The sequence below is a fragment of the Kitasatospora sp. NPDC057595 genome (assembly GCF_042800875.1).
GTDB lineage: Bacteria > Actinomycetota > Actinomycetes > Streptomycetales > Streptomycetaceae > Kitasatospora.
In genome coordinates this window covers 17,389-28,911 of the sequence record NZ_JBHVGL010000041.1, presented here as the reverse complement: position 1 = coordinate 28,911, position 11,523 = coordinate 17,389, and the positions used below count along the sequence as shown (strand labels likewise).

General features: G+C 74.2%; 9 protein-coding genes. 4 read left to right on the top strand and 5 right to left on the bottom strand.

The annotated features are described in order from the left end of the window. Nucleotides 1-134: 134 nt before the first annotated feature. Entirely contained in the window at nt 135-1,499 is a 1,365-nt protein-coding gene (locus tag ACFU9E_RS34390; protein ID WP_380689757.1) for a dipeptidase, read from the bottom strand. Nucleotides 1,500-1,566: 67 nt separating this feature from the next. On the opposite strand from ACFU9E_RS34390, the gene ACFU9E_RS34385 reads away from it, so the two are divergent. Continuing rightward, nucleotides 1,567-2,994: a geranylgeranyl reductase family protein gene (locus ACFU9E_RS34385; protein WP_380715642.1), complete on the top strand. Its 1,428-nt coding sequence runs from the start codon at nt 1,567-1,569 to the stop codon at nt 2,992-2,994. Between the two features lie 92 nt (nt 2,995-3,086). Here ACFU9E_RS34385 and ACFU9E_RS34380 read toward each other — a convergent pair whose 3' ends face one another. Beyond that, on the bottom strand, nt 3,087-5,384 hold the full coding sequence (locus ACFU9E_RS34380) for a glycosyl hydrolase family 18 protein (RefSeq protein WP_380682223.1): 2,298 nt from the start codon (nt 5,382-5,384) through the stop codon (nt 3,087-3,089). 231 nt (nt 5,385-5,615) lie between these two features. Beyond that, a complete protein-coding gene (locus ACFU9E_RS34375; RefSeq protein ID WP_380682222.1) occupies nt 5,616-6,611 on the bottom strand; it encodes an ArsR family transcriptional regulator in 996 nt (331 codons plus the stop codon). A 74-nt stretch (nt 6,612-6,685) separates the two neighbouring features. Between ACFU9E_RS34375 and ACFU9E_RS34370 the strand changes: the two genes are divergently transcribed. Then, complete coding sequence (locus ACFU9E_RS34370) at nt 6,686-8,017, top strand: MFS transporter (protein WP_380682221.1); 1,332 nt, start codon at nt 6,686-6,688, stop codon at nt 8,015-8,017. A 57-nt stretch (nt 8,018-8,074) separates the two neighbouring features. On the opposite strand, the gene ACFU9E_RS34365 is transcribed toward ACFU9E_RS34370, so the two are convergent. Then, complete coding sequence (locus ACFU9E_RS34365) at nt 8,075-8,497, bottom strand: RidA family protein (RefSeq protein ID WP_380682220.1); 423 nt, start codon at nt 8,495-8,497, stop codon at nt 8,075-8,077. Nucleotides 8,498-8,976: 479 nt separating this feature from the next. Between ACFU9E_RS34365 and ACFU9E_RS34360 the strand changes: the two genes are divergently transcribed. Continuing rightward, the gene (locus ACFU9E_RS34360; protein ID WP_380682219.1) at nt 8,977-9,750 is read left to right on the top strand and encodes an enoyl-CoA hydratase family protein; all 774 of its coding nucleotides are present in this window, start codon (nt 8,977-8,979) and stop codon (nt 9,748-9,750) included. Nucleotides 9,751-9,794: 44 nt separating this feature from the next. Here the strand turns inward: ACFU9E_RS34360 and ACFU9E_RS34355 are convergent, their stop codons facing one another. Continuing rightward, a complete protein-coding gene (locus ACFU9E_RS34355) occupies nt 9,795-10,568 on the bottom strand; it encodes a maleylpyruvate isomerase family mycothiol-dependent enzyme (RefSeq protein WP_380682218.1) in 774 nt (257 codons plus the stop codon). A gap of 175 nt (nt 10,569-10,743) precedes the next feature. Between ACFU9E_RS34355 and ACFU9E_RS34350 the strand changes: the two genes are divergently transcribed. Further along, the gene (locus ACFU9E_RS34350; protein WP_380682217.1) at nt 10,744-11,502 is read left to right on the top strand and encodes an acyltransferase; all 759 of its coding nucleotides are present in this window, start codon (nt 10,744-10,746) and stop codon (nt 11,500-11,502) included. Nucleotides 11,503-11,523 lie beyond the last annotated feature (21 nt).

Here is an 11,523-nt window from a genome sequence, read left to right as displayed (position 1 = left end):
CAAACCCCTATTTTTTGTGTTGGGGGGGGTGTTTTTTTTTTTATCCCCCCGGGTGGTGGGGGGGGGGGGCGGGGGGGGGGGCGGGGGGGGGGGGGGGGGCGCGGGGCGGCCGGCCCCGCCCCGGTGCCGGGGTGTCAGACGGAGCGCAGCTCGGCGTAGCGGCGCAGGAACAGCGCCTCGGTGAGGGCCATCCGCTCCAGCTCCAGCGGGTCGACGCTCTCGTTGACCGCGTGGATCTGGGTGGTCGGCTCCTCGACGCCGATCAGGATGATCTCGGCCTGCGGGTAGAGGGTGCGCAGCGTGTTGCAGAGCGGGATCGAGCCGCCCTCGCCGGAGGCCACCATCGGGGTGCCGAAGGCCTCGGCCATCGCCTCGCCCATCGCCTCGTAGGCCGGACCGGAGGTGTCGGCGCTGAACGCCGCGCCGTTGCCCTGCCGCTCCACGGTGATCTGCGCGCCGAACGGCACCCGGCTCTCCAGGTGGGCGACCAGCGCCTCCTGGGCGGCCGTGGTGTCCATGCCCGGCGGCACCCGCAGGCTGACCGAGGCCTTGGCGGACGCCTGCACGGAGGAGGTCGCTCCGATCACCGGCGGGGCGTCGATGCCGAGCACGGTGACCGAGGGGCGGGCCCAGAGCCGGTCGGCGACGGTGCCGGTACCGGTCAGCGCGACGCCGTCCAACACCTTGGCGTCGGCGCGGAACTGCTCGTCGGGGTACTGCACCCCGTTCCAGGACTGGTCGGCGGCCAGGCCGGCCACCGCGACGTCGCCGTTCTCGTCGTGCAGCGAGGCGAGCACCTTGACCAGCGCCTGCAGGGCGTCCGGGGCGGCGCCGCCGAAGGCGCCGGAGTGCAGGTTGCCTGCCAGGGTGCGGACCGAGACGTCGACCACCGTCATGCCGCGCAGCGAGGCGGTGACGGTCGGCAGGCCGGGGGCGAAGTTGCCGGTGTCGCCGATCACGATGGCGTCGGCGGTGAGCAGCTCGGGGTGGGCCTCGGCGTAGCGCTCCAGACCGCCGGTGCCCTGCTCCTCCGAGCCCTCGACGATGACCTTCAGCCCGACCGGGTAGCCGCCGTCCACCTGGCGCAGCGCCCGAAGGGCCGTCAGGTGCATCAGGATGTTGCCCTTGCAGTCGGCGGCGCCGCGCCCGTACCAGCGGCCGTCGCGCTCGGTGAGCTCGAAGGCGGGGCTGAGCCAGGCGTTCTCGTCGAGCGGCGGCTGGACGTCGTAGTGCGAGTAGAGCAGCACGGTCGGGGCGCCGGCCGGGCCGGGGAGCTCGCCGTAGACGGACTGGGTGCCGTCGGGCGTGTCCAGCAGCCGGATGTTCGTCAGTCCCTCGGCGGCGAAGGCGTCGGCGACCCAGCGGGCGGCCTTCTCGCACTCCTCGACCGGGAACTGGCGCGGGTCGGCGACCGAGGGGAAGGCGACCAGGTCGGCGAGATCGGTGCGGGCGCGGTCCATGAGGGACCGGACGGCGTCGGCCAGGGGCTGCTGCGACATCGGGTGCTCCGGGGAGGGCTGGTCCGTCCGAGGGGGTGGTGCGGGCGAACGGCGTTGACGGTGGGTGATGCCGATCATAGGCGGCGCGCGGCGGTGGCCCGCGGGGGAGGCCGCGGGGGAGGGCCGCCCGGTGCCGCCGGGGGCGGCCGACCGACTGCCGACCGGCTGCGCCCGACCGGCGATTCGGTCGCGCGTTCGGGGCGGTGCGGCCGACGGCGGAGGGGGTGGCCGCATAGGATTGCTGCCCGTGACTGACTCCGGAAGCCCCGATTCTCGTAGCCCGCTCGACGCCGAGGCCGGCGGGCCGGACCGGCCGGGCCCGCTGGACGGCGTCTGGGACGTCGTCGTGGTCGGCGCCGGGCCGGCCGGCTCCTCCGCCGCGCACGCCGCGGCCGTGCAGGGCCGGCGCGTGCTGCTGCTCGACAAGGCCGAGCACCCCCGGTACAAGACCTGCGGCGGCGGCATCATCGGCCCCTCCCGGGACAGCCTCCCGCCGGACTTCAGACTGCCGCTCCAGGACCGGGTGAACGCCGTCACCTTCGCGTACGACGGCCGGTTCACCCGGACCAGGCGCTCCCGGCGGATGCTGTTCGGCCTGGTCAACCGGGACGAGTTCGACCTGCGCCTGGTCCAGGCGGCCAAGCAGGCCGGGGCGGTACTGGTCACCGGAGTGACCGTCACCGGGGTGGAGCAGCGCGGCGGCGAGCACCGGACGGCGCTGGTCACCGCCTCCGACGGGCGCAGCTTCGAGGCGCGCGCGGTGGTCGGCGCGGACGGCAGCGCGAGCCGGATCGGCCGGCACGTCGGCGTCTCCTTCGACCAGATCGACCTCGGTCTGGAGGCGGAGATCCCCGTCCCGGCGGACGTCGCGGCCGACTGGGCGGGCCGGATCCACCTCGACTGGGGGCCGCTGCCCGGCAGTTACGGCTGGGTGTTCCCGAAGACCGAGTCCGCCAGCCTGACCGTCGGGGTGATCTCGGCGCGCGGCGACGGCGAGCGGACCAAGCAGTACCTGGCCGACTACATCCGGCGGCTGGGCCTGTCCGGCTTCCCGCCGAGCGTGGAGTCCGGGCACCTGACCCGCTGCCGGGCCGAGGACTCGCCGCTGTCGCGCGGCCGGGTCCTGGTGGCCGGCGACGCGGCCGGGCTGCTGGAGCCGTGGACCCGTGAGGGCATCTCCTACGCGCTGCGCTCGGGCCGGCTGGCCGGCGAGTGGGCAGTCAAGGTGGCCGAGGCGGGCACGGCGGCGCAGGTCCGGCGCGAGGCGCTGAACTACGCCTTCGCGATCAAGGCCGGCCTGGGGGTGGAGATGCGGGCCGGCAAGCAGATGCTGAACGCGTTCGAGCGCAGGCCGTACCTGTTCCACGCGGCGGTCTGCCTGGTCGACCCGGCCTGGCGGGCGTTCGCCCGCACCACCCAGGGGCACCTGACCTTCGCCCAGGTGCTGCGGCAGTACCGCTCGGCCCGCCGGCTGGCCGCCCTCGCCTCGCGCTGAGCCGGCGGGGACCGGACCGGCGGCGCATGACGTGACGCCGGGTCCGGCGGGGCCGGTACCCCGCCGGACCCGGCGTGCGCGCGGTGCGGGTGCTACTTGAGGCCGCCGTCGACGGCGTTGATCAGGGTGCCGCCCGGGGTGTCACCGGTCATGTCCCAGATCATCGCGCCGAGCAGGCCCTTGGACTTCAGCCAGGCGGTCTTCTTGCCGATCGACCAGGCGTCGTCGAAGGTCCACCACTGCCCGCCCGCGCCGGTGTAGCCGTAGGTGGCCACCGACTGTTCGTCGTGGTAGACGGAGAGGCTGGGGAAGGTGGTGATCAGGTTGTTGTACCCGCGGGTGCCGGCCTCCTCGGCGAACTGGCCGGGGGCCGCGCCGGTCGCGCTCTGCCACTCGCCCTTGACGCCGCCGTCCGCCACGCCCTGCCAGCCACGGCCGTAGAAGGCCAGGCCGATGGTGAGCTTGCGCGGGTTGACCCCGGCGTCCAGGTAGGGCTTGACGGCCCCCTCGACGCTGAAGTGGGTGGTGTACGGGTCCTGGGCGTCCACGTAGAGGTTGCCCTGGTGGCCGGTGCGGTTGGGCTCCCACGAGTTGTCGCTGCCGGCGCCGTGGAAGTCGTAGCCCTGGATGTTGGCGATGTCCAGGTAGTTGAAGATCTTCGAGAGGTCCCAGCCCTGGTTGATCTTGACCGGGTCGGCCGGGGTGAAGGCGGTCAGCAGCTTGTGCGAGCCGCCGAGCGCGTCCAGCTGCTTGCGGAACTCGGCGAGCAGCGCGGTCAGGTTGTCCTTGTCGTTGGCGCTGTAGTGGTTGCCGGCGTGGCCGTCGGGCGAGCCGGGCCACTCCCAGTCGATGTCGATGCCGTCGAAGATGCCGGCCGCGACGCCGTCGCCGCCCGCGCCGTTGTAGGCCGGCAGGTTGCCCTTGATCCAGATGTCGAGGCAGGACTTGACGAACTTCTGCCGGGACGCGTCGGTGGCCGCCACGTCGGAGAAGTACTTGGAGAAGGTCCAGCCGCCGAGCGAGGCGACGACCTTCAGGTTCGGGTACTTGGCCTTGAGCTTCTTCAGCTGGTTGAAGTTGCCGCGCAGCTTGCCCCAGCCGTCGTCGGCCACGCCGTCGACCGACTGGGCGGCGCTCATCGGGCGGGCGTAGTCGGCGTCGGCGTCACCCGCGCCGGTGCCCTGGTCGGGGTCCTGCGGGTTGGACGTGGTGCCCTTGGTGACGCCCGCCAGGCAGGTGAGGTTGACCGGGTCGATGTTCTCGAAGGCGTAGTTGATGACGTCGAGCTTGGCGGCGCTGCCCGAGGTGTCGAGGTTCTTCACGAAGTACTGGCGCCCGTAGATGCCCCACTGGGTGAAGTAGCCGACCCGGGCGTACTTGCCGGCGCCGACCAGGTCGGAGGTGGTGACCTTCAGCGGGGTGGAGGCGGGGGAGGCGTTGTCGGCGCCGTCGCGGGCCTTGACGGTGAACGTGTAGGAGGTGGACGGGGAGAGGCTGCTGACGGTGGCGGTCAGGGTGGAGCCGGTCACCGTGCGCACCAGCGTGCCGTCCTGGTAGACGTCGTACGCGGCGACCTTCAGGTTGTCGGTGGCGGCGTTCCAGGCCAGCGTGACGTCGCTCGAACCGACCGCGGTGGTGCGGAGGCTGGTGGGCGCGGTGGGCGGCACCTGGTCGGTGGACGGGTCGAAGGTGGAGGCGGTGACCGACGCGCTCGCCGGACCGAGGTTGCCGCGGGTGTCCTTGGCGCGGACGGTCAGGGTGTAGCTGGTCGCCGGGGTCAGCCCGGTGACCACCGTGTCGGTGGTGGTGCTGCTGCCGACCACGGTGCTGCCGTTCAGCACGTCGTAGGAGGCGACCGGGAAGTCGCCGCCGGTCGCGGCGGGCCACTTCAGGGCGAGCGTGTGGGCCGTCGCGTCGGTCACCGTCGGGGTGCCCGGGGCGGACGGCAGGACGTCCGAACTGCCGTCGCACTTGTCGCCGTTGATCCGGCATCCGGTCGGGGTGCCGACCGGGCCGTTGGCGACGAACCAGAAGCTGTACGGCTCGGTCGTCTTCCCCGCGGGGACGTTGGCGTTGTAGAACGCGGCGACGGCGGTGACGTGGCTGCCGTTGACCGTCGCGGTGCCGTTGTAGCTGTTCTGGATGGTCACGCCGGCCGGGAGGTCGAACTCCAGGGTCCAGCCGTTGACGGCGGTGGTGTTGTCGTTCTTGACGATGTAGGTGCCCTTCCACCAGGAGCCGTTGTTCTCGCTGGTGAAGGCGGCGGTGAGCTTGCCGGCCGCGGTGGCGGGGGTGGCCAGGGCGGTGATCGCGGCCAGTGGGAGGAGCAGGACGGAGAGCAGCGCGAGCACTCGGTGGCGCGTTCGACGCGCCCGGGTTCGAACGGACATGGTTCTCCCTGCGACTGTGGGGGTTGGACAGGGTGGCGCAGAACCGTACGTGGTGCGGGGAGCGTTCGATGCCCGCGCCGTGGGGAGACGGGGGCATGGGCACTGTAGGAGGTACAGACCAATGCGTCAACAGGTCTGTACCACTGGCCAGTTGGCGGGAAATCGGCGGCGGCCCGGATCGTCACCCGCCGCGACGGGCGCGACGCGCACCCGCCGGGGCGGGCGGGATGCTCACCCGCCGGGGCGGCCCGGGCCGGACAGCTCGTCGCCCAGCGCGCTGCGCCGGTACAGCACCGAACGCCCGTGCCGCGCCCGGGTCACCAGGCCGGTCGCGTGCAGCACCGCCAGGTGCTGGCTGACCGCGCCCGGCGTGACGCCCAGCCGGTAGGCCAGGTCGGTGGTGGACGCCGGTTCGGCCAGCAGCGCCAGCAGCCGCGCCTTCGGCGCGCCCAGCAGCAGCTCCAGCGCGCGCGGGGGTGTCGGCGGCCGCGGACCGGCCATCCCCGCCTGCCCGCGGGCCGGATAACTGATCTGCGGCGGACGGTCGTTGCCGATCATCGTGACCGCGCCACGGGCGAAGAAGGTCGGCACCAGGACCAGCCCCCGCCCGTCCGCCGTGATCTCGCCGTCCAGGTCCTTCCAGCGGCGGTCGACCGACAGCACCCCGTCCGCCCAGCTCAACCGGTGGTCGAGGTCGGCGAACAGCGCCGCCGCGCCCTGCTGGGCCAGCACCCGGGACCGGTAGACCAGGTCCGCCTCCAGCACCGCCCGCGCCTGCGGCCACCACGCGGGCGCCAGACAGCGCTCCCAGTACTCCTCCAGCGCGTCGGCGATCCGCGCCAGCAGCCGGGCCGGATCGGCCAGCCCCGCCGCCAGCGGAGCCGGCAGCGGCTGGTGGTGCGGCAGGAACGTCTGCTCCAGCTCCGCGCGCAGCTGCTCGGGCGGCAGCGCCCGGACGGCGGCCAGCTCGGAGCGGAAGTCCGGCCACGGGACGGCCGGGCGGGGCGTCAGGAAGTCCGGGATCCAGCGGTTGGCGGCGACCAGCGAGAGCAGCAGCGAGGAGTCCAGCCGCTCGAAGGCCGGCCGCAGCCGCCCGAAGGCGGCGGACTGCAGGGGGTAGACGCCCGGATGGGTCCACATCCGCAGGCTGAGCGCGGCCTCCTGGATCGGCGAGCAGGCGAACCAGGTGGTGGCCAGGTCGGCCAGGCCGAGTCTGAACAGGTGCACGCCGCCCCCCGGAGGTTTCAGACAGAGCCTAAATCAGTACGGCCGGGCGGCGGCGCCGGGGTGGGATCGTGGGCATGACCACCCCACCGGCGGCGAACGCCGCACCGAGCCCGGCAGCCGGCCCCGTACCGAGTTCCGTACCCGACCCCGCCCTGCCCGCGACCGGGGCCTCCCGGCTGCTGCACCCCGACCCGACGGTGCGCCGGCTCGCCCGGATCACCCTGCTCAACACCCTCGGCAGCGGCCTCTCGCTCTCCGTCGGCGTGCTGTTCTTCACCCGCTACCTCGGCCTGAGCGCCGGCCGGCTCGGCCTCGCGCTCACCGCCGCCGGACTGTGCGGCGTCCTCGCGAGCGTCCCCGCCGGGCGGGCCGCCGACCGCTGGGGGAGCCGGCCGGTCCTGGTGACGCTGGTCGCGCTCACCGGCCTCGGCACCGCCGGCTACACCGCGGTCGGCGGCTACCCCGCGTTCGTGGCGCTCGCCTGCCTGGTCGCCGCCGCCGACCGGGGCGCGGCCGCCGTGCGCAACGCCCTCTACGCCGAAGTGCTGCCCGCCGACAAGCGGGTGGCGGGCCGGGCCTACCTGCGGGTGGTGACCAACGTCGGGATCTGCCTCGGCACCGGCGTCGGCGCGATCGCCCTCCAGGTGGACTCGCGCACCGGCTACCTGACGGCGATCCTGGCCGACGCGGCCTCGTACCTGGCGGTCGCCGTGATGTTCCACCGGCTGCCGATGCCCGGCGCGGGCGCGGCGGGCCCGCGGGGCGGGCGGGAGACGGAGCGGCGGCCGGTCCGCGAACGCAACCCGGCGCTGCGGGACGGGCCGTTCCTGGTGGTGACCGCGCTCAGCGCGGTGCTCGGCCTGCAGTTCGCGATGCTGGAGGTCGGCGTGCCGCTGTGGATCGTCCAGCACACCGACGCGCCGCGGATCACCGTGGCCGCCACCCTGGTCGTCAACACCGTGCTGGTCATCGCCTTCCAGGTCCGCGCCACCCGCGGCACCGAGCATCCGGCCGCCGCCGCCCGGGCCTGCGGCCGGGCCGGGCTGATCCTGGCCGCCTCCTGCCTGGTGATCGCCCTCGCCCACGGAGCACCCGCCGCGCTCGCCGCCGTGGTGGTGCTCACCGGCGTCGCCCTCCAGGCGGCCGGCGAGGTGCTCGGCCAGGCCGGCACCTGGGCGCTCAGCTACGACCTGGCCGGCGAACGGGCCCACGGCGCCTACCAGGGCGTCTTCAACGCGGGCAACGCGGCCGCCCTGATGATCGGACCGGCCGTCGTCTCGACCGCCGTCATCGGCCACGGCCTGACCGGCTGGGCCGCCCTCGGCGCCCTGCTCGCCGCCGCCGGCCTCGCGATGGGCCCCGCCGTCCGCTGGGCCGGACGACGGGACGCGGTCCGAGGGGTCTGAGAGGGTTGAGAGGTCTGAGGGTTTGAGGGGTCAGAGGGGTCCGAGGGGTCCGAGGGGCTACTCCGGGACCACCGCGAAGGCCTCGATCTCCATCAGCACCTCCGGCAGGAACAGCGCCGCGACCTGCACCGCGGACGAGGCCGGCAGCGGCAGGTCGCCCAGCGCCTCGTTGCGGGCCTCCCGGATGGCGGGCATGTACGCCATGTCGGTGACGAAGTACGTCAGCTTGACGACGTGCGAGAAGTCCGCCCCCGCCGCCGCCAGACAGCGCCGCAGGTTCTCGAACACCTGCCGCGCCTGCGCCTTCGGGTCCCCCTCCCCGACCAGCCGCCGCTCCTCGTCGAACGCGACCTGCCCCGACACGGCCACCAGCCGCCCACTGCCGCTGACGACCTGCGTGTACCCCGTCCCGGGAGCGACCCCGGACGGCTCGGCGATGTGGGTGAGAGCCGCGGCTCTCCGCTGCGATTCCATGGTCATGCGCCCATCGTGGCCGACACCCGCTCACCACACCAGGCGTTTACCGTCGGTACGCCGACCCCGTACCCGCGGTCACGAGAGCGTCCCGCCAGGAGGCGAACGATTCGTGGACACGGCCCGCACCGAGATCATCGGGGGAGCCGTCACACCGCAGGCCAAGCGCCGCCGCTACGGCCAGTACGGGGCGCCGCTCCACCTCCTGGCCGACCGCCAGGCCCGCACCTGCACGCCGTTCAGCGGGCCGGCCGGCTCGGCTGCGCCGTCGAGGACGGTCCGCACCCGTTCGGGGCACCCCTCACACTGCCGGAGCCGTTCGGCCTCGGCCTCGACACCTCGCGGCTCTGATCCGCGGCGGCGGTCCGAGGGGGCTGGCCGGGGGACGGGCGGGCATGTCAGAGTCGTCCGGGCGCGCCCGTGGGTTCACCGGAGGCGGGCCGTCCGTTCCGACCCACCCTCAGCCGGAAAGCAGGACCGCACCGATGACCAGCGAAGCGCCCCTCGTCCGCGTCACCACCGAGGACGCCGTCACCACCCTGACGCTCGACTCGCCGCACAACCGCAACGCGCTCTCCACCCGGCTGATGGCCGAGCTGACCGCCGGCCTCGCCGCGGCGGCGGCCGACCCGGAGGTGCGCGCGGTCGTGCTGACCCACACGGGCAAGGTGTTCTGCGCCGGGGCGGACCTCTCGGAGGCGACCGGCGCCGACCCGACGGTCGGACCGCGCGGGCTGGTCGACCTCCAGCGGGCCATCGTCGACTGCGCCAAGCCCGTCATCGCCGTGATCGACGGACACGCCCGGGCCGGCGGGCTCGGACTGCTCGGCGCCGCCGACCTCGCGCTTGCCGGACCGGCCGCCACCTTCGCCTTCACCGAGGTCCGGCTCGGGCTCGCGCCGGCCGTCATCTCGCTGCCGCTGCGCCCCAAGCTGGACCCGCGCGCGGCCTCCCGCTACTACCTGACCGGCGAGGTCTTCGACGCCGCCGAGGCCGCCCGGATCGGCCTGATCACCCAGGCCGTCGACGCGCCGGAGGCGGCCGAGGTCGCGCTCAAGGGCCTGCTGGACGCCCTGCGGCTGGGCTCGCCGCAGGGTCTCGCGCAGTCCAAGCGGCTCGCCAACGCCGAGGTGGTGCGCTCCTTCGAGCGGGACGCCGACGAGCTGGTGGAGCTGTCGGCGCGGCTGTTCGGCTCGGAGGAGGCGCAGGAGGGCATGCGCTCGTTCCTGGAGAAGCGCCCGGCGCGCTGGGTGCGCTGACGCGCCCCGCGGGCTCGCCGGGCGCCGGAGGGCACCCGGGGGCGTCAGCCGATGGTCGCGGTCGCGCGCCACAGGTCGAGCAGGGTCTCGTCCCCGGTGCTGACCACTCGCCCGGTGCCGGCCGGCAGGCGGTTCCAGAGCAGCAGGTAGAGGTCGCGGGCCGGGCCGGTGAGCGTCAGGTCGGCCGGGCGCTCGGCCTGCTCGGCGCGCTCGGCCCGCTCGACGGTGAGCGGCTCCGGACCGATGGTCAGCAGCCAGCGGCCGGGGCCGTCGCTCGCGCTGATCCGCAGTGTCCGCGGCCGTTCGCCGCGGACCTTGGAGCGGGGGAGGCTCAGGAAGCCGACCAGCAGTTCGTCGATGCCGTCCTGGGAGAACTCCGGGTCGGTGTGCGGGCCCTCGGTGCCGGCTGCCGCGTCGGCGTCGATCCGGTGCACGGCCGTCTCGTGCGCCTGGCGGCGGGCCCAGAACGCGAGCGGGTCGGCCCCCGGGAGGAAGCTCCAGCAGTCCAGGTCGGCCGGGGCGGCGGTGAGCGCGTCGACCAGTGCGGCGTGGCCGGTGCGGAACCAGTCGACCAGGTCGGCGTCGTCCGGCTCCGGCCCCCAGACGGCCTGCTGGCGCTCGGCGTCCATCGGGGCGGGCAGCCGGTCCCGGACGGTGGCCGTCGCCCAGCGGTGCACCTGTCCGGTGTGCAGGACGAGGTCGCGCAGCCGCCACTGCGGGCAGGTCGGGACGGGGGCGGTGAGGTCGGTGCGGGCGGCGGCGTCAGCGAGCAGGGTGCCCTCGCGGCGCAGGACGTCGAGGTGCGCGGTGATCTCCATGCCTTTGAGTCTGTCAGCAGTGGCGGTCTTCGGACATCGCCTTCCGAACAGGTTTTCGAGATATCGGGCAGGGTGCCGCATCCGGTCGACGGCCCCCCGGGGCGGTCGCGGCGGGGGTGTGTGACCTTGGCCGCCCTGTCGCCGGGCGGACCCTACGGGCCGGTAACGTGAGCGCATGTCGATCACGCGTTCCCTGTTCAGCGCCGCCCGCGCCGGCGGCCGGCGCGCCACGGGCCGGCTCGTCCACCGGGGCTGGCAGTGGGTGCAGCGGGCGGGCGCGGTGTCCAGCGAGAACCCCGGGCCGTACCGGTTCGGCGAGCTGGGCGCGGGGACGAAGCTGACCTTCCCGCTCGGCGCGGTCTTCAACGAGCAGTGGATCACCATCGGACCGTTCTCGATCATCGGCGAACGGGTGACCATCAGCGCGGGCTTCCTGCCCGGCCTGGACCTCGGCCCCGATCCGATCGTGCGGATCGGCGGCGGCTGCGTGATCGGCCGGGACAGCCACATCGTCGGCCACCAGTCGATCGTGCTCGGCGACGACGTGTGGACCGGCCCCGGCGTCTACATATCCGACCAGGCGCACGAGTACCGGGCCACCGACCTGCCGATCGGCAAGCAGTGGCCGCGCAACGAGCCGGTGGAGATCGGCTCCGGCAGCTGGATCGGCACCGGCGCGGTGATCCTGCCCGGCGCCCGGCTGGGCCGCAACGTGGTCGTCGCGGCCGGCTCGGTGGTGCGCGGCGAGGTGCCCGACCACACGGTGGTCGCGGGTGCCCCGGCCAAGGCGGTGCGCCGGTGGACGGCGGAGGAGGGCTGGCAGCCGCCGTTCCGCACCGAGCCGCCGCGGCCGCTGCCGGACGACGTGACGGCCGCGCAGCTGCGGGCGCTGGGCGGGTGGGACCTGCGGCTGCCGGACGAGTCGGAGGCCTGACCGGGGACCGGGCCCGGAGTC

Bases quoted from the DNA above. Each gene is read 5' to 3' on its own strand.
- ACFU9E_RS34365 (WP_380682220.1), bottom strand. From the start codon at position 8,497: ATGACCATGGAATCGCAGCGGAGAGCCGCGGCTCTCACCCACATCGCC.
- ACFU9E_RS34350 (WP_380682217.1), top strand. From the start codon at position 10,744: ATGTCGATCACGCGTTCCCTGTTCAGCGCCGCCCGCGCCGGCGGCCGG.
- ACFU9E_RS34360 (WP_380682219.1), top strand. From the start codon at position 8,977: ATGACCAGCGAAGCGCCCCTCGTCCGCGTCACCACCGAGGACGCCGTC.
- ACFU9E_RS34370 (WP_380682221.1), top strand. From the start codon at position 6,686: ATGACCACCCCACCGGCGGCGAACGCCGCACCGAGCCCGGCAGCCGGC.
- ACFU9E_RS34385 (WP_380715642.1), top strand. From the start codon at position 1,567: ATGCCGATCATAGGCGGCGCGCGGCGGTGGCCCGCGGGGGAGGCCGCG.
- ACFU9E_RS34390 (WP_380689757.1), bottom strand. From the start codon at position 1,499: ATGTCGCAGCAGCCCCTGGCCGACGCCGTCCGGTCCCTCATGGACCGC.
- ACFU9E_RS34380 (WP_380682223.1), bottom strand. From the start codon at position 5,384: ATGTCCGTTCGAACCCGGGCGCGTCGAACGCGCCACCGAGTGCTCGCG.
- ACFU9E_RS34355 (WP_380682218.1), bottom strand. From the start codon at position 10,568: ATGGAGATCACCGCGCACCTCGACGTCCTGCGCCGCGAGGGCACCCTG.